Here is an 18,575-nt window from a genome sequence, read left to right as displayed (position 1 = left end):
TTTTATATTCTCAGCACACAGCATTCAAACTAAATTATGCAAATCACAAAGCTTGCGCTAAATTATTAGACTTAACTTTGCACTAGATAGCCCTGCGACGCGCGAACCCCACCAACCCAACCAATCCAGAGCCCATCAACCATAATGCTGCTGGCACAGGTACTGCACTAACAAATACGGAGTTATTCATTGCAATATTCAAAGTATAAAAACCACTATTATTCAACGTAACAGAATTAGAGAAATGTCCCGCCGATCCAGTAAAACTGCCTCCCTGACCGATCCCCCAATTTAGATCGTAGGTATCAGCTGTTTCGGAACCATCCAACTTACCATTTGGTGCCCAAGAAAAAACAGTAACATTGTTACTATCTCTAATTGTAACAGTCGTACTGATATTGGCAGTAGAGGCCAATCCCCCGGCTGCAAGTTGAGTTAACAAGAAAGGTGTAGCATCAAAGTTAATACCAATACTGGTTGGTGCACTTATTGAAAAGAAGCCTACCATCGTGTTATTTCCATAACCCGAGCCAGTACCATTGTTTATTGATGATTCACCAATCGTAGATGCTCCACCAGAACCTAACAATACGTTAGCGTTAGTAATTCGTGCATCACCATAAGAATATTCGGTTGCACTCATACCATGTGAAAAATAGGAGTCCGAATAACTACAACCAATACAAACAGCAGGCGCATTCATTGTTGCAGCATTGCCATTACCTGTGCTACCTAAAGTGGCAGCATCAGATGAAAACGTAAAGGCTGAAAAACTGGATGTTGGAGAAAATGTCATTCCAAAATTAGAAATTGTATTAGTGGAAACAGCATAGGCTGATGCTTGAGCATTTGCACTTAGTCCTACATATGCTGCCAACATAGACACCAAAGCCAATCTACGCTTACTTAAGAATTTAATATTCTCCATCTTCCTCAATCCCCAGTTAATTTTCAACTACCGTTTAACAATTATTGTTAGCATTAATGTTCCATATATCTACATTAACCTAGCACTTTAATACCAGATAATATTTACTTAATAATTATTTAAGCAATTTTCGTACCAGAAAATACTACTTATTTAATTTCATTGAGTTACATTACCCTTTGTCATAATTTTGAATTTATTCGCATTAATGTGTAAATTATTTCGACATTTTAATGCGTTTATATACTCGAAATAAAATCCATAACTTTTTACAAAGCGCAATATCAGACAGCAAAATTAAAAATTTAAATCAACGCAACCCAGTAAATACAAGATTTTTTTACTTTCACCTTCAAATATCACGCATAACATCACTTTCTAGCATCCTTAAAGCAGCAAGAAAATAGTCTTTTTATCTACAAAATAGATGTAAAATTTTTCGACAAACAGTTTTTTCGTCTCTCATAAGCGCCAAAGTGCCGTGGACTTAACCAGCAAATCACTTTGGCACAAAATTCATGCTAAGTAAATATTCAAACTTAAGTTTATGAAACTAGTTAAGCGCACCATTTACACCATATTTCCCGATAAACATTTTCTATTTTTTTTGCAAACGATTTTCCATCAGTTAAGGGCGATGTAGCCACGCGTTCACGCAACCCACTCCTTAGTCCAGAAAGATTTGATAGATCAGCTGACATTTTCACTGCTATCTCTAGATATTGCTCTGGTGTTTCCGCAATCCAGCCCTGCATCCCCACTGAATTTAACAGACTCAGCCCCATTCGACTGGAGTTTCTCACTCCAGCCAAGGTTATTACAGGCACCCCCATCCACAACGCTTCGCAAGTAGTTGTAGCACCGTTATATGGAAATGTATCCAAAGCAATATCAATTCGCTTGTAAAGGTCCAGATGTTCTTGCTGAGTCACAGTATGACCAATTAATTCAACTCGATCTCGCCCGACACCTTGCGATTCAAACAAATTATAATATCGCTCTGACGTAGCTCTATCTGTAAGAGCTGAGCTTTTTATGAACAACCTTGAACGAGGAACAGCGTTTAGAACCCCCCCCCATAACGCAACTACTTCTTCATTGATCTTTGGTAACGCATTAAACGATCCGAAGGTCACAAAGTTATTTCCAAGGGCTGGAAGCATAGCTACTTCCGGAGCATTCTGAAAAGGCTTATAGCAAAGGAAGCAACCAGGCAATCGAATCAGCGACTCCACATAAAACGAATCTCGACCGTGAGAATCAACAAACGAATCTGTTAGGCGATAATCCATTGTTTCGAGGCCGGTTGTGTCCAAATACCCCAACCAACTCACCTGTAATGGCGCCGGCTTTTGTGCAAACAAACCCAAGCGGCAACCACCAGTGTAGCCTGCCAAATCCACCAGAATATCTATACCGTCTGAGTTCACCATAGCTGCCACCTGTTCATCCGACAAACTACTAATATCCCGCCAATGGTGCGCAATATTTTGCATACGGTGCGTCATGACATCTGGGTGCGACACTCCAGAATAACAAAAAATTTCGATGTGATTTGCATCATGAGCTTCCAAAAGCGGCTCCAGGAAAAAAGCGACCGAGTGCAATCTAAAATCCGACGATACATAACCTACCCGAAGACGCCGCTCTGGCTCACTTTTATTGGCATAAACCACCTCTTTAATAGGCTTGAATGCATAGGCTTTGGCCGCACTACAATGCTCATCAAAGATTTCTGCTGAATCAATTCCCGGCGAGTACTGCAAGGTTAGCAAAAAATTGGAATGGAACTGATAGTTCCCCGGATCGAGTTGCAATGCAATCCGGTGATTCTCAATTGCCTCTTTATATTGACCCTGTACACACAAAGCGCTTGCCAGACTATCATGCAGTGAAGCACTACCTGGTTTGAGTTGCAATGCCTTTCGATAACAATCAGCCGCCTCCTCAAGCCTGCTGAGAATATGAAGCATCGAGCCTTTGCTTGCATAGGTATCTGCATTGAGTGGATAACGCTTCAGCATCTCTAGATGACACCGCGCAGCATCCTCAGCCCTATCCAGTTCCAGCAATATCGCTTTTAATGTTTCATAGGTTGCCATTTGGCTGGGATCAAGACGCAATACTTCCCCAAATGACTGCACTGCATCCTCCAACCGCCCTTGGGCACGAAAGATGGTACCTAAATTGTAATGACTGAGGGCATGATCGGGGCGGAGCCTAACTGCCAAGTGCAAGCATGTCAGTGCCTCATCAGGAAGCTCCAATTTCCAATTTACTACACCCAGCATAAACCAAGCTTCAGCATCAACACGATCAACTTTACAAACCTGCTCAAGAAGCGTCTTTGCCTCAGCAAAAGCCCCTCGCTGGACATGCTCCGCAACTTTTTTCATTTTGGAGTGAGTCAGTATATTTTTTTTTACCATGATGCCATTAGAGTTTAGTTAAAAATTTTGAGCATTTTCAAGGTTAAAAAGGGGTTTTGTTAACCACGATCAGCCATAAGTTATAATTCGGCTATTGTTTTAAAAACATACTTAAAAATAGCATGAACTAAAGACTACTCATTCGCAATTTTCAGAAGAACATATACTTAAGGGAGTGATCCAACGATTATTTCGATATCTTTTAAATTGTGGAAAATTGTGCTATTAAAGTTATTTAACTGCTTCAAGATTAAGACTCATCAATCTGCCATCCCTTTTTTCTAGATGTGGTATATAAGCCTGAGAATAATCATCTATTTCAGCATGCTCTGTGGCCCGCCAATCCCAGGGGCGAACTTCCTGAAAACCAATATCAAGGAGAGCACGCTCCAAGAATTTTTCGTCGAAAATCATCTTATGATAGTCATAATCATTCCGTTGTCCACCGACTATCAAACCGACCAGACCGCTAAGACCATCTGCCAACCCATTTTCATAATAGACAGCCGCACATGCTGCAAAGTCCGGAACCGATAACCGCAATATGCCACCTTGTTTTAGCACCCTGAACCATTCCTTAAGTACGGACTTATATTCGCTCCGGTCAAAGTGCTCAAGAATATGGCTAGCATAAATCAAGGAAACGCTATCGTCGCCCATAGGCAACTGTTCCACGGGTCCGACAATATCCACATGTGGAGCTGACTGAGCGTCTACATGCACAAATCCCGGTATGTAACGAGAGCCACACCCTAGATGCAATTTCACCTTCAGATTACTCCTTCTAACCAGCTACCAGGTCGTGAGAATCCCGCCGTCTCACGCAAAGCACAGGCTTCAGTTTTGCGACCATAAGCCAGCAAACGCCCATTAGCCCGTCTATAAACACGTACAGATTGAGTATCAAATCCAACATCCACCAACCATCGACCTAATGCTGTTTCGTTAGGTGCATACCAGTTCCAACCTTTTTCGACAGTGCCTGAATAACTACAGACACTTCCCTCGCCGGTAGTCGCCTTGGTTTCAAGAAACACTTCCCCCCCAGGTTTAAGGTAAGCAAATAAAATTCGCAGCAAAAGCATCGGATCAGTAACATGATAAATTACTCCAGAGCAATATGCGTAATCAAATCGCCCTGCCCATTCTTGCCTATCAGCATACAAACTTTCTACTACCACAGGCGTATCTAATCCCAAGAGTTCAACAAGACGACGCGTAGCTCTAGAAGCAACAGGATGCTCTTCCATTGCAGTGACTTGGCCACCGAGGCCTGCCAATACCAGAAGATCCCCCCCTGACCAGCATCCAACATCTAAAACTTGTTTACCTTCAAGCGTTTGGGGAAGCATTCCATATTGTATTGCCTCTGATGTTATTTCCTGATGCCTGGCATCCATAGCACCAAGTCGAGTAATTCCACAACCGAAATCATGGTTATGCCCCCAAACAAAAAAATCCCTAAATGCCCCTGAGGATTGTGAATGCCAGAAATCATTGGGACTTGCCTGATCAGGAAATTCTTTTTCAAGAGTAGCTGCAACTCGCTGCGCATCCTCCTTAGACCCCAACTTCCACTTGTCAAGAGCCTTTGAAACTATCATATCTGCCGATTCACGAGTCATTATCTGCCTTGGAGCAGGAAAAGTTTGCGGATCGTTCTCATCTCTAATTCTATTAATCTGATTCACTAAACTTTCCTTGAAAATGAAAAAAATCTATTTATATTTCCACCAGAAACCAAAATCCATGTAGCTAATGGCTGTGCTAATTAACATGGATTGAAATATCACCGATCCAATTTAAAATATTTTGGATAACGCTAATCTGGCACAATCGGAAAAAAATCACGAATATCCGCCTTAATGCTACCAACCTTTTCATTCAGATCGGTATATGCAGTGTGTATTGAACGAAATGATGGCTTAGGAACTGCGCCACCAGGTTTATGCCAATTTTCGAATTCACACCAATATGGATCACTATCCAGGTTTACCGCAATTCGACAAATCAGTGGACGGTGCTCATAAATTGAGCACGAACCATGTTTAAGAAAAGGACAAGGCGTTTTCTCAGAAAAGCCAAGTGGATCACGCCTTGATGGCTTAGTTACCTGAGTATACTTAACCCCAGTTTTTTCCTGTATATACTCTGCCTCCAGCCTGGAAATATCTACTGCTTGATGACAGCAGAATGCACACCCTTTCCTGCAAGCAACGTAACTTTCAGCATAACTAAACAGGGTTTCCACTGATTTACGGATAGTTGCCAGCTTAACCATGGGTTTCGCATTCATTTTTTTCAGCTCAGCAGGCAGCTTTTCTTCTCGTCGATGAACTTCAAGAGGAATGGCTGCTAGAAACGATTCGTAATTTCTTTTTGCCGTTACCTGTGTAGCTTCAGGCGTACGCGACACAACATCCTTTACTGCAATCAGATGCTCAGAATAATCTTCTACCAACATCTGTGATGATGCCGACTGTCGTAAAACATAGATCGAACCGTTGACAGGCTGATCGTCATCCATGCGAATACATAAATCCTCAACCGAAGCTATATCAAATTTAAAGCGATGCGCGAGCTGAATGATATAAGACTGAGCGTGAGCATAGCGGCCTGTGCTACGGAGCACATATCCCTCATCTTCTTCAGTCCTTGCACTCTCTACAGAAAACGCAAAAACACCCTTGATACGTAGCGCCTTTGCAACTGCTTCAAATACAGATGAGAGATCGCCAACATAAATAAATACATCTGCAGCTAACACAACATCAAGCACTCCTACACGCCTATGCAACGCAGCAGTTAATTCTCCAGCCTCCAATTCATCGTAAACCGCTCTGGAATTAGCTTTTGCCAACATTTTTGATGATAGATCTACACCAGCTAGCGTGCGTGAAAAGTGTTTAAATAACAATCCACATAAACCGGTACCGCAACCAAGATCCAGCACATCCAGATCCCGCCTTTCAGCAATCTCCGCGGATACCGCACCAAAAAGCATTTCAGGAATTCGATATTGGAGCTTTCCAACCAACTCAGCATCGAAGGTTTCAGCGTAACCATCGAATAGCTTTGAAACATACTGAGACGGAGCGGTCTGGGGACGATCGCCATTACCCAAGGCTGCTAGAAAGTATCGCGCCTCATCATGCTCAGGAGAACATTGAAGTGCTTGACGAAATGCTTGTTCCGCCCCTTTCCGGTTACCCATATGATTAAGTGTTGAGCCAAGCTGAACATACGCATCGACATTTTCGGGATTAGTGGCAATAGCCTGCTTGAATGCGACGATCGCCTCTTCAAAGCGTCCCAATATTAAAAGTGCACCACCTAGATTGATTGCAGCACCTTCATGAGTAGGCGCTACAATAAGTGCACGACGATGATATTCAATTGCCTCTTCTATACGTTGGCGGGATGCAAGAACATTACCAAGATTCGTCAATGCATCCGGAAACATGTTGTTGACTGCCAGTGCGGAGCGAAAACAACGTTCCGCTTCGTCAAGATTTTCTATGCGCATATATACATAACCAAGAGCATTAAAGGCATCTGCATGCTGGGGTTGTTTGGTAACAAGCTCTTGAAATTCGAGGCAAGCCTCATCAAACCGACCCTGATCACGTAAAGCAATCCCCAAATTAAATTTCGCTTGAAGCAAACTAGCATCAAGCGAAAGCGCCTTACGGAAATTACATTCCGCACCAATGGCATCGCTTCGCATGCCTGAAAGCGCCCCTAATAAAAACCAGCTTTCAGCATTCACATTGGAATCTACACAAATATCTCTCAACAGTCGTTCAGCATCATCATAGCGCCCGATTTTTAATAGCTCCTTAACTTCAGGCAAGTGGCCTTGTTGATTACTCATAATTTTTAATATCTTAACCTTTGCTAAAAAACAACAACTATCAAACCTTAATAAATAACAAAAACAAACAATTATGAAAATTAAATTGAGGCATAATTATTAGATATCGCTGAATAAAATACATAAGAAAGTCAATTGGATAGCGCAGTATTCTATAAAATCCAGCATATTTATAAACTAGGCTACTGATCTAGCGCTCCACTTTCTTCCATACCCAATGCATCAATAAGCGGCCCCAAATGTCGTTTGTAATTTTTCCAACGAGCCACTGATTGGTTGTAAATGGGGCGCCTAACCTGATCATAACTTGGCGTCGTTACAACCCGATCGACTTCATGAAACTGCAAGCATCGCTCATCCCAATTGAGTTCACAAAAATCAACCATCTTGCGAGTCATTTCTTCCTGATTGGCAATGATATCCTCATACCGAACTTCCATAATGGGAATACGTAAGTTCTCTTTCCAATGCATCATCAAACTTTGATATTGTTTGTAATATGCGCCTAATTGATCAAGGTCAGCTGCATAGGCATGGTTTACACCGAAAGGTAAGGAGTATATCGATAAACAAGTATCAATCGGATCACGCAGGCAATGTATAACTCTCGAACCTGGAAACAGCATATCGATCAAGCCCAAGTGACGGAAATTATGGGGCATTTTATCCGTCACACGGCTAACCTTTGCAGAAAACTGCTGCAATCTTTCCAAGTGTCGATTTGCATAAATATCAGCTTGCTCAGCCCCCATATCTTCAATACAAAATGGATAACGCATTTTACTCTTCAAACCATTTGGCAACACATTGATAATATTTCCTATATGATGCAGTTCACCAGCACCATACACTTCAGGATGGCTTGCAAGAATCTGCTCAACCAGACTGGTACCTGAGCGAGGCATACCCACTATAAATACAGGCAAAGCAGATTTATTTGAAGCAATAGGTCGTCTTGAGACTTTTTCCACAGTAAATACTGATTTTAAATCCGCAAACAATTGCACATTTTGTTGCAGATCAAACTTCTTATTGTCTTGTCCGTTTGCCTCTTCCCAATGAGAAAAAGCTACCTCATAATTCTGTGCTTCATCACAAAGCTTGCCTAAAGCAAAATGCAACAGTTTGCATTGTTCAACCGAAGTTCGCTGCTTCAAAGTACGCTCCATCAACTCAATAGCTTGACTCTGGTGACCTAAGTGCTTAGCCAAAGTTGCATAAGCAAGAACGACTTCAGCATCCGGGGCCTCACTTGCAAGAAATGGTCGCAGCAGGTCATATCCCTTATCATATTTCCCTTCACGTTCTAACAGCTTAGCTATGTTTGAACATACTGCAGGATTTCCAGGATTCAAATTCAATACGTGTTGAAAAGATTCAAGCGCATCTTGATTTTGCCCCATGGCCATTTGAACTATCGCAAACTGAAAATTTAAATCTGGTTCATTGGGATGAAGCAGCAAAGCTTCCTTATAAATTGAAAAAGCCTCATCTAGATAACCTACTGACATATACATCTGACCTAAGGCAACATAAGCCACAATCATGCCGGGCCTCAGCCTTATAGCATTCTTAAAATGCGCCTCAGCATCCACAATCAACTTCATATCTCTTAGCGCCGCACCCAAATTGTAATGCGCTTCTGCATATTCAGGCTTTAAGGCAAGGGCTTGCCGATAGCAATCTGCCACTTTGTCAAGTTCGTACCGACCTAGATGTAACACTGCGCCCAGTTCATTATGCGCTTCTGCATACAGAGGGTTAAGAGATATGGCTCTTCGGAACGATTTAGCAGCCTGATCATACCGACCAAGCTTTTGCAAGGATATACCTAGATTAAAATGTGCAACAGGGACGGATGGACTTAAGGTTATTACTCTATTACAACATTTCTCAGCTTCAACAAAATTATTAAGTTGTCCATAAATAACACCTAATAAAAACCATGCCTCTGCATCCTTCTGGTTTAACTGGCAAAAAGTTACACACTCAATTTTAGCCTCTTCCCATTTCCCACTTTGAACCAACGCCTTAACAGATTGCTTATTGGGCATGCTTTATTCAATGCTCCTAATACTATTATATTTAATAATTAGCATCCAAACTATATTGAAGTAACAGCATCAGATGACTTTACATTTTTTAATCATTCATCAATAAAAATTTATTTCTATAACCGAATATATTACTCACTTAACTCTTTTACCTAGAATAACATAATGTTATGTAAAAAATATTGAATAAAATACAAAAAAATAAGGGATCGGAATGACTCACCGACCCCTTATTGAATTTGACATGCGTTACTTACAATTACATGCCATTATCACATCTTAAGCAACAACCTTTCTGCGACGTGCCACACTAACCAAACCAACTAAACCAGATCCCAGCAACCATGCAGCAGCAGGAACAGGTACAGCAGATGGTTGAGCATGAATACCGTTGATGTTAAAGTTTGCACTTTGACCAACAAATGGACCATCAATCATCTTGGTACCACTATAGTTATCAGGATCCATATTGGTATCGATAGACACACCGTTCCAAATCGTTGTAACAGAGTTACCTACCCCAGCACAATTTGCCCCTGTACCTGCACAGAAAGCAGAAGTTGTACCTGTTCCGGCCCATGAATTATTCATATCCCACAATACGACGACGTCGATATTTGCACTTGTTGACCAGTCAAAAAGCATGTGTGCACCAACTTGACCTGCGCCAACAGTCATAGTGTAACTAGGGCCTGTACCGCAAGAAGGATTACCAGTTGCACAACCAGTATCAAACGTATAGGTACCAGCGCCATAAATATTTACATTATGTGCTGTCCATTTCTTACCGCTGAAGGCGGTAGGAGAAGACAAGGTTGCATTGTAGGAACCATCTGTCACAACTGATGTTTTGAATGTACCATCCCAAGAGAATGTAACATCATTCGTACCACCAGTTAGTCCGTTAGAAGCACTTACCATAGTAAAGTTATTACCAGTGGTGGTTACTATCGGTGTATAAGCAGCTTGTGCCGCGCCTGCACTAAAAGCAATCGCCAGAGCTGCACCCAAAACTGTTTTTTTCATACTAATCATTTCAAATCCTCCAATTAATTATATAAAAACATTGCAAATGAACAACTACATGAGGCAACTTTGCCCCCTTTAAAACACTTGTTTCCTATTACGTGTGACACCAAACAAACCAAACAAACCAGAACCCAACAACCATGCAGCTGCAGGTAGCGGCACAGCACTTGTCGTTGTTACATAATCCGAATGACCCGTAGGGTTTACGTAATCAAGAATACGCATTCCGTCAGCGCGCATCAGGAATGCATAGCCACCGAAAGCGTTAAAGTGCCAAACCGTACCATCTGACCGTGCTTCGCCGTCTACCGTGCCATCCGCGCCCTGTGTTGCAGCTACGGAATAATCCCAACTCCCATCAGGTCTGATCTGATTAATCTTAATCCATACACCGTTAGGCACAACCCCGGCACCGAGAAAAGAAACTTTGTCATGGTAAGCGGGATCAGGCAAACCTGTCACTGGATTGATGTTGTTAGCAACTGCGCTACCATAATATGTGGTTGAATAACCGTCTTCGGTGTAGCTCACTTCGTAGTCACCATAGCTACGCATAACAAAGCCCGGCACAATTTGAATTGCCGAATTCGGGTTTCCCGTCACACCAGGGCCACCCCCCTGAAAATTGTTAGATAAGTAAGCATCAAATGCAAAATCAAAAGTCACTTGACCAGCCATCTTCTCTAGGCTATCCGGATTGGAACTCATTACCGAACCACACCATCCCTTTGCATCAGAAACCGCATAGGGTTGAAAATTAATACTTGTATCATAGGTCGAATTCGGATTAGCCCCCGTCTTATCGCTATATTTAAAGCTGTCATAAAACTGAAATTTCATATCGTTTTGAGCAACATGATAATTACCAGCCTTATCGATCTGCATGTTGTTGAAGGTGCTGCCAGCTACTGTGGTATAACCCCACTTGTAGAAATTCACCGCACTATCCATATTTGCATTGGTGAAGGGAGGGTTTTGCTCGTTAAAATCCTGGTATACAGTATGACCTGGGTCCGGAGTTATTCCGTCCGGTCCTGTGGTGACAACATGCTGAATCTGACCAATCCGGGACGAGTCAAACCCGGGGCCAATTTGGTAAGTATTTGCGTTTACACCTGCAATCGGTGTATAACCCCAATCATTAAATTTAATAGTTGTTTGAGCAGAATTAATATCATAGTTAGACACCCATGTTGTTGGGGTCGCCGCAGTTGCCGTCCCTTCTAACGCAGCTAGCGCAGCTAATGCAGCTAATGAAACTATACTAATAGATGATTTATTCATTTTATCCTCAAACTTATTGGATATTGGGGTTGTGCAATACAGCACAACCCCATTAAAAGCTCTAATTAGCTTTTAAGAACAGCTTACAGAATTAAGCTGCTTTACGGCGACGTGCAACACCAACCAAACCAAGCAGACCAGAACCTAACAACCAAGCAGCAGCTGGCACTGGCACAGCTGAAGGAACAACGGTTGCTACACCATTAAAGGTTGGTTGAAAACCAGCAAACGGACCAGCTGGCATTGAACTATCAATTGTAGTTACTTGAAAGTGCATCGGATCAATCGGGGTCATGCTAAACGTTACAGTCACAGGAATATCACAGTTGGTCACACCGCATGTGCCAGGAGTGTAATTGGCACCCGTGTTATCCGTAGCACCTGGCGCAGCCCAACTGGTGCTTGCCCCAACGGTTGAACCCCAGTCAAACATCATAGTGGTCACAACACCTGTAGGTCCAGCTTGCATGACGATATTTCGTGCAAACCAATCAGAACCAAAAAATGGCTGACCAGTCATGGTAGCTGTACCAGCACCTGTACCAAAGTCCATGTGCATCGCACCTGTAACTGGATCACCAGCGATACCATTTCCATTATTAACCACATCAGCTGGGTTGCTGAAGGTTGGGTCGTAACCGTCAAACATCACAAAAACACCGTTAAAAGAAAAGTCTGTAACCGCCGCTTGAGCAGCAGTTGCTCCAGCACCCATAGACATCAATACTGCAGCAGCTAATACTGTTTTTTTCATGTTAATCATTTTTTAACTCCGTCCAGTTGTTATTTGCTTATAAATAAGCGCCAATAAATCCACTTCCCTGTCTTTAAATTGCGGTACCAAATGAATGGATACGTGCAGTACATTCCTACCACTTACTCCGCAATTCATACAAAGCAAACACTGTGCCAGAATTTATAATATTATATTAATTTATATAAAATCATATAGTTAGTACGTTTAATTCATATATTAATATATATAAATATGATTTATCTTGTAAAGATTACCGACATACATTAATTATTATTCATGCTACCAAGGTTGATCTTACCTTAAATTTTTTTTCAAACGTTACATAACCACTTTGATTTAAAAGGAGAAATAATTATTTAATTTATTTATATTGATTTACCACAAACACCTGTCAAATCATAACATAATGAATATAAACATAAATATTTACAATCAATTGTGTAAATATTTCCGACAATTCCAATATTTTCTTTATTTCAATCAGTTATGTTTTCTATAAAAATATCTAGCCTCAGCCAACCAGATAGCTTTCCCCCTTGAAAATTGCAAACATTTCAGTTTTTTTGCAAATAAATTCACCCCTTTTAACAGCTTTACCCTACGCATTTGACTTAAAATTCGCCTCAACTCCTTCATTACTACATAAATTAAATACAAGACAACTGAGCCACCCACGATTTAGTAAATTGTTTTTAAATAATATTACTATCTTATTTTGCTAATCCTTTCTTTAAATCAGTCTGTTTTACTTTTGATATGCATTATTTACCGGGTCTAAAAATACACACTGTATTCACTAGATATAAGAACAGCTCAGTTAATCTGTATTGTGTGGCGCTATAGCCTACTGCTTACATCATTCATCAACTCTGACTAAGCTGCCAGTTTTTTGCCCTTGAATTCTATAATGAGGTAATTCAAGTATTGCTTATTCTATTAGAAGGTGCGCTTTGGAAATTTTTAGTACAATGCGCCAACGAACGTTGGGGGGAGTGGAATCAAAATATAAGGATGAAGTTCTAACACCAATTAACCTGTAACGATACTGCTACACAATTGATTATAATCAAATAGAGAATTTCAGGTGGCTGCGTAATAGGTTTGGCAAACAATACATCACCAATACTTTAAGACCCTGCGCCAAGCAATATAATCTAGCCGCACATGCCAAAATGCCCATGATTCTGCAAATCAACCTCACAACAACAATACGTTGGCTCGCGTCAAACGCGATTAAACTGTGATTTTTTTATAGTCTAGGCAGATTTACGAAAAATGCCCCTTATATTAAAGGGGCATTTTTTACTTCCATGAAACAAAGATGTTAATTATTGGCTTTGCGCCTCCAGCTCAGATAGCCCAAGCTAGCAAATAACACCACAATCAAACTTAAATCTGATTTTTCGTGATTAATAGTACAACCCCCTCCAGATGCACCAGGACTACTTAAGGTACTGACAGTTGCAGCAGCTACGGGAGCACCTGCCCCGATTGGGTCTTCAATTATGCCTGCTGTAGCATTTGTATCATATCCTGCGCACGGACCAACAGTACAATCCGTGACATTCATAGTGATTGTTGTTCCATTACCATTTCGGGTAAACGCAGCTTCAGGAATCGCTGTGTACACGGGGGTAACAGCAGAACTATTCACCTTGTAAAGCGTTTTCCCAACAATACTAGCTGGGAAAGTTATTGTCACCGGTACGGTTGAACCTGCACCAACTCCCGTAATCTTATAATTAACCAATCCTTCGTTGAACGTTAGACCTGCAGGTGGTGTCGCATTAACTTGCGAAGCGTTTAAAAGCCCTACCGAAGCTAAACTTCCATTGCCCCCCGGAATTGTTACAGTCGTTGTACCGGCAGTACCTGTTGCTGATAGTGCCAGGGTGCTTGCAGCCGCCCCCGTTGTAAAGTTCCAGGTATAGTTAGTTGCCAACGTAAAACCAGCTGCGCTTGTTGCTGCTGTAGTGATCGTCGCCGTATAAGCTGTACTTGCGGCTAATGCTGTAGGCGTGCAAGTAAAGGTTTTATTGCTATTACTTGCAACAATCGCCCCACCACAGACTGTTGCCCCAACCCCCCCAGCTTTCACTGTAAAGGATGTAGTGGTCAGTGTTGCAGGATTCATTGCCTGATTAAAATCAACTACAACTGTAGCTCCTGTTCCTACGCTCGCACCAGTTGGATTATTTGTCGACACTACTGGGGTTGCAGATGAGATTCCATTCACGCTGAAATTTGCACTTTGACCAACAAATGGACCATCGATCATCTTGGCACCGTTCCATCCGTCACCATCAGCGTCCGCAGAAACACCATTCCACACAGTATTGACCGTGTTTGTTCCCCCTGCATTAAACGCCGATGCGGTACCAGTGCCAGCCCAAGAGTTGTTCATTTCCCACACTAACACTACATCGATATCAGTGCTGGTCGACCAGTCAAACAGCATATGCGCACCCACCTTACCGGCAGGTACGGTTAGCGTGTAAGAAGGACCAGTTCCGCATGAAGGATTGAAAGTAGTACTAGCAACGCCACCCGATGCACAACCTGTATTAAAAGTATAGGTGCCCGGTCCATAGACGTTCACATGGTGTGCGGTCCATTTTTTACCGGCAAATGCGGTAGGAGAAGACAAAGTAGCGTTATTACTGCCGTCTGTCACGACAGCCCCACGATAGGTACCATCCCAAGTGAAAGTTACATCATTGGTGCCTCCGGTAAGACCATTTGCGGCACTAACCATAGTGAAGTTGTTACCAACGGTGGTAACAGTTGGTGTGTAACCGACCGCTTGTGCCATACCTGCGCTAAATAACGCGGTTAGCGACAGGCTGATTAAAGTTTTTTTCATTACCCTCTCCGTACTGAATTATCTGTAACGTCCTGAGCAAGGGAGCACTATCAACCTCACTTGCCAAACAACGCAATTTTTACAACCATAAATTTCTGGATCTACTCATTTTCTTTTGCTACATAATGAGTTTCTTCATCCTAGAATTTTAAGGTATAAGCAAGCTCAAAAATATTCATTCGCATGCCAAATTGAGCAATACCAAATTCACCTGACGTGCCAATTACCGGGCCAGACATTCTTACCATCGGCGCATGCGTCCAGGCTCCCGAAATTAATCCTTCGCTACCAAAACCCATTATGGATTGATCACCCAAACTATAGGTAAAGCCAGCGGTGTAATGCCACTCACTAGCAGCCGGTGCAAGTAAACTAAATAACAGTTGATCTTGCTGAATTGGCGTTTTGCCGTAATTCACGCCAGCACGAAGGGTTAATTTATTTGCTCCCACCAAGCTTGGAAATGCGTTATTGTAAGCCACACCCAGCTTGTATACGGTTTGATCCTTCCACCCGAAGCCAGCACCATTGTCAGCACCTAGCGATGTACCACCACAATTGTTAGCGGTTACTGGTTGCGTTTGGTCACATGAAGTTACGCCAAGTACGGTTGGGGTTGGCCCACGATTACCAACTGAAGAGACACCCGAGTATAAAATTTGTTGCACATCAAGCGCTACAGTCAAATTTTCAATTGGCTTAATTGCAATTCCTACAGCATAATTTTCCGGGATATCAAAAGTACCTTGTTCAGCAAACAACCCTTTATATTTTTCAAATTTTGCCATATACACTTTAGATGCATAAGTCGCACCTAAAGTGAGCTTATTATCAAAAAAATGACCTGTCCAACCAAAACGCACTCCCAAACCATTCACATAATCATGACCATTATCAGTTAAATGCTCTTTATCTGACGAAAATGCATCAAAACTATGCAAACCATTCGCTCTAAAGCGTTGGCTCGCAGGCACGATAGAAGCACCTATTGTATGCGTCGCGTCAAGTTTATAGGCAGCAGTAATTGGCACAATCAATTGAACAAGGTCAACCCCTAATCGATCATTTGTACCTGAAAAAAAGTTAGTTTTGTAATTTGTACCAGCCCCTCCGTTACCAAGCGCAGCAATTCCGATAGACAATTGCTCTGTAAATGGAAAAACGAACCCCATCCCGGGTAAAAGATATGTGTTGACGTCACTCCATACTGTCACACCATTTGGGCCAAACTTAGCAACATCGCCTGCCCCCATAATATTAGTGCCAGAATACCTCTCAGCTTTTATAATTCCGGCACCCATATCAAACTGCGGGCTTATAAATTCTCCTAAACATGCTGGATTTCCACCTACACACATGGAGTCTTGAGGAGATGTAACACCAATACCACCCATACCAGTCGAACCAGCACCAAAGCCGATCATGAAATAACCGTTCGTTGCCAGCGCATTAATAGGCGCAATAAGCAATCCTGCAATTGCTGCCACTGTTAACAAACGTTTGGATTTAATCCTCATGCTTTTCCTCCACCTAACATATGTCTTACTAAAACCTCTAAATCTTCATTCAAATTCTGAAGAAAGTTACAGAAATTACAAAATTAGAGATTACTGATGTTATTAATCTTCAAAAATACAAAAGCAGCATGACAGAAATACCCGCCATGCTGCTTCATATTTTCAAACAGTCATTATTTACTAATCGTCCCGTGAGCCTTATTCAATACCAGCTACTGTTTTCAAGGTAGATTTAATATTACCTGGAGTTGCCATGATCTTACCGAAACTGGTCATTTTAAGTGACGACCATCCAAGGGCAATGCGATAGCGTGCATATAACGCTTGTGTCTGATTACCTACAACGAAAACTTCATAGGGCAACGCAGCGATATTATCTGATCCTTCAATTTTATTTACCCAAACGCCGTCACCGGTTTTCTGGTCATTCATTGCAACGCCAAAAACGGCAATTTTCTTCTCAGGCATGATTACTTCGTACACCTTAGTAGCATTACCCGCACCTTTAGCCAAATTTGTACGAATAGTTTCTACTGCCTTTTCAAAACTTTCGTGTGCAACTAAATCACGATTGTCATCAAAGTATTCCATTCCAAACATATAGTGATATTTTGCCAAGCTAGCTTGATCTACTTCACCACCAAACTGTTCACCTGCACCCAGAGCTTCTTTCAGATGTGCTTGCAAAGCTTTTACTGGCGCTTGGTTTGCATCGTAATTTTTGCGGAAATAGGCACGATACCAATACTCTGGATTCATATAAGATAATGTGCCGTCTGATTTCACACCCACACGAATGCCGGCACCAACAATTACGTCACCACCAATTTTTGCAATGGTATCCAGAATGGCTTTATCAGTGACTACAACTACGCCGCTATCGGAAATACCTTTAGGCTGGTATGCGCCTATTACGTTAAAACCAGCGGCTTTCAACTTTGTCTCTGCCTGCGACATTACACTGTTAATGTCTCCTGCTGCCAAACTATTACCCTTAATGTAAGGGGACATTGCAAAGGCGAATGGCACCCAAGCCATCATGGCAACCATCACCAATATTTTTTTAATGTTTCTAATCATAATAAATCCCCTCCAGTTATTAAAATAAAATACCGCATAAAAACTAACTTTAATACGAACACATAAAAACGCAAGCCACAAAAAAAAAAACAACACCCTATTAAATTTTAAATTATTTGCATTGAATAAGTTTAAACATAGAAAAAAATATCAAGTTATAGGTTTCATCTCCAATACTAATAAGCCATTTTGTTTTTAGTATGTGTGCACTTAATTTGATTAGTATTTTATTACTAAGCACTCCAAACAATCTAGCAAATTCTGTACCATAATAATTTTGTCACAAAATATCATTACATTAGCTAACCATATTTTTTAAAAAAGTATACTTTTGCAAAAATATGTAAAATTTTTCGACAAATTTTGAGTTAATATTTGATAAACTTATCAAATATTCTGAATCAAAAATATTAAATATAATAGCCAACGGATTGATAATATTAAATATAAAAATTATTCATTTTGAATATTAGATTGTAAAAATTTTCGACATTTTTATCAGCAAACTCACCATTAAAATTGCAATAATTACTAACGCAGAAACCTCCACTGAAACAACTAGCCAATATCTTAAAATACAATTAACATTTTGTTTTTACTATATATTTCACTATATTTAATTGTTTAAACAATTGCTAATATTTAACAAAATCATCATGGGTTATCTTTAACCACGTACAATCAAATATCGTTTTTTAACAAAAAAATAATGCAATTTTGCTACTCGAAATTTAATTTTTATTGCCCATGAAACTGAAAT

12 protein-coding genes are annotated in these 18,575 nt (G+C 41.1%); all 12 read right to left on the bottom strand.

Translation table 11 applies throughout. The features are described 5' to 3' along the window. Positions 1–82: 82 nt before the first annotated feature. The 12 genes from EDC63_RS13485 to EDC63_RS13430 all read right to left on the bottom strand — a co-directional run bounded on the left by EDC63_RS13485 (position 83) and on the right by EDC63_RS13430 (position 17,896). Positions 83–928: a VPLPA-CTERM sorting domain-containing protein gene (locus EDC63_RS13485; protein WP_132920942.1), complete on the bottom strand. Its 846-nt coding sequence runs from the start codon at positions 926–928 to the stop codon at positions 83–85. A 557-nt stretch (positions 929–1,485) separates the two neighbouring features. Next, positions 1,486–3,324 carry an O-linked N-acetylglucosamine transferase, SPINDLY family protein gene (locus EDC63_RS13480; protein WP_165922997.1) on the bottom strand — a complete coding sequence of 613 codons (1,839 nt, stop codon included), beginning with the start codon at positions 3,322–3,324 and terminating at the stop codon, positions 1,486–1,488. Positions 3,325–3,588: 264 nt separating this feature from the next. Beyond that, positions 3,589–4,125, bottom strand: a complete 537-nt coding sequence (locus EDC63_RS13475; RefSeq protein ID WP_223248363.1) for a class I SAM-dependent methyltransferase — start codon at positions 4,123–4,125, stop codon at positions 3,589–3,591. A 2-nt stretch (positions 4,126–4,127) separates the two neighbouring features. Beyond that, a complete protein-coding gene (locus tag EDC63_RS13470; RefSeq protein WP_124947192.1) occupies positions 4,128–5,048 on the bottom strand; it encodes a class I SAM-dependent methyltransferase in 921 nt (306 codons plus the stop codon). Between the two features lie 131 nt (positions 5,049–5,179). Further along, positions 5,180–7,231 (bottom strand): tetratricopeptide repeat protein, encoded by a 2,052-nt coding sequence (locus tag EDC63_RS13465; RefSeq protein ID WP_124947191.1) that lies wholly within the window; start codon positions 7,229–7,231, stop codon positions 5,180–5,182. A 182-nt stretch (positions 7,232–7,413) separates the two neighbouring features. Continuing rightward, positions 7,414–9,285 carry a tetratricopeptide repeat-containing sulfotransferase family protein gene (locus EDC63_RS13460; protein WP_124947190.1) on the bottom strand — a complete coding sequence of 624 codons (1,872 nt, stop codon included), beginning with the start codon at positions 9,283–9,285 and terminating at the stop codon, positions 7,414–7,416. 279 nt (positions 9,286–9,564) lie between these two features. Next, positions 9,565–10,320 (bottom strand): VPLPA-CTERM sorting domain-containing protein, encoded by a 756-nt coding sequence (locus EDC63_RS18835; protein WP_223248362.1) that lies wholly within the window; start codon positions 10,318–10,320, stop codon positions 9,565–9,567. Between the two features lie 69 nt (positions 10,321–10,389). Further along, complete coding sequence (locus tag EDC63_RS18675) at positions 10,390–11,598, bottom strand: VPLPA-CTERM sorting domain-containing protein (protein WP_189836533.1); 1,209 nt, start codon at positions 11,596–11,598, stop codon at positions 10,390–10,392. A gap of 91 nt (positions 11,599–11,689) precedes the next feature. Then, a complete protein-coding gene (locus EDC63_RS18830; RefSeq protein WP_223248361.1) occupies positions 11,690–12,361 on the bottom strand; it encodes a VPLPA-CTERM sorting domain-containing protein in 672 nt (223 codons plus the stop codon). 1,318 nt (positions 12,362–13,679) lie between these two features. Beyond that, entirely contained in the window at positions 13,680–15,218 is a 1,539-nt protein-coding gene (locus EDC63_RS13440) for an Ig-like domain-containing protein (RefSeq protein WP_124947189.1), read from the bottom strand. 140 nt (positions 15,219–15,358) lie between these two features. Continuing rightward, positions 15,359–16,735, bottom strand: a complete 1,377-nt coding sequence (locus tag EDC63_RS13435) for an OmpP1/FadL family transporter (RefSeq protein ID WP_124947188.1) — start codon at positions 16,733–16,735, stop codon at positions 15,359–15,361. A gap of 198 nt (positions 16,736–16,933) precedes the next feature. Further along, a complete protein-coding gene (locus EDC63_RS13430) occupies positions 16,934–17,896 on the bottom strand; it encodes a hypothetical protein (RefSeq protein WP_223272291.1) in 963 nt (320 codons plus the stop codon). Positions 17,897–18,575 lie beyond the last annotated feature (679 nt).

Source organism: Sulfurirhabdus autotrophica (assembly GCF_004346685.1).
GTDB lineage: Bacteria > Pseudomonadota > Gammaproteobacteria > Burkholderiales > SMCO01 > Sulfurirhabdus > Sulfurirhabdus autotrophica.
This window is presented reverse-complemented; position numbering and strand designations above follow the sequence as displayed.

Excerpts from the sequence above, each read along its gene's own strand:
- EDC63_RS13480 (WP_165922997.1), bottom strand. The coding sequence starts at position 3,324 with ATGAAAAAAGTTGCGGAGCATGTCCAGCGAGGGGCTTTTGCTGAGGCA.
- EDC63_RS13465 (WP_124947191.1), bottom strand. The coding sequence starts at position 7,231 with ATGAGTAATCAACAAGGCCACTTGCCTGAAGTTAAGGAGCTATTAAAA.
- EDC63_RS13460 (WP_124947190.1), bottom strand. The coding sequence starts at position 9,285 with ATGCCCAATAAGCAATCTGTTAAGGCGTTGGTTCAAAGTGGGAAATGG.
- EDC63_RS13440 (WP_124947189.1), bottom strand. The coding sequence starts at position 15,218 with ATGAAAAAAACTTTAATCAGCCTGTCGCTAACCGCGTTATTTAGCGCA.
- EDC63_RS18830 (WP_223248361.1), bottom strand. The coding sequence starts at position 12,361 with ATGATTAACATGAAAAAAACAGTATTAGCTGCTGCAGTATTGATGTCT.
- EDC63_RS13435 (WP_124947188.1), bottom strand. The coding sequence starts at position 16,735 with ATGAGGATTAAATCCAAACGTTTGTTAACAGTGGCAGCAATTGCAGGA.
- EDC63_RS18675 (WP_189836533.1), bottom strand. The coding sequence starts at position 11,598 with ATGAATAAATCATCTATTAGTATAGTTTCATTAGCTGCATTAGCTGCG.
- EDC63_RS13485 (WP_132920942.1), bottom strand. The coding sequence starts at position 928 with ATGGAGAATATTAAATTCTTAAGTAAGCGTAGATTGGCTTTGGTGTCT.
- EDC63_RS18835 (WP_223248362.1), bottom strand. The coding sequence starts at position 10,320 with ATGATTAGTATGAAAAAAACAGTTTTGGGTGCAGCTCTGGCGATTGCT.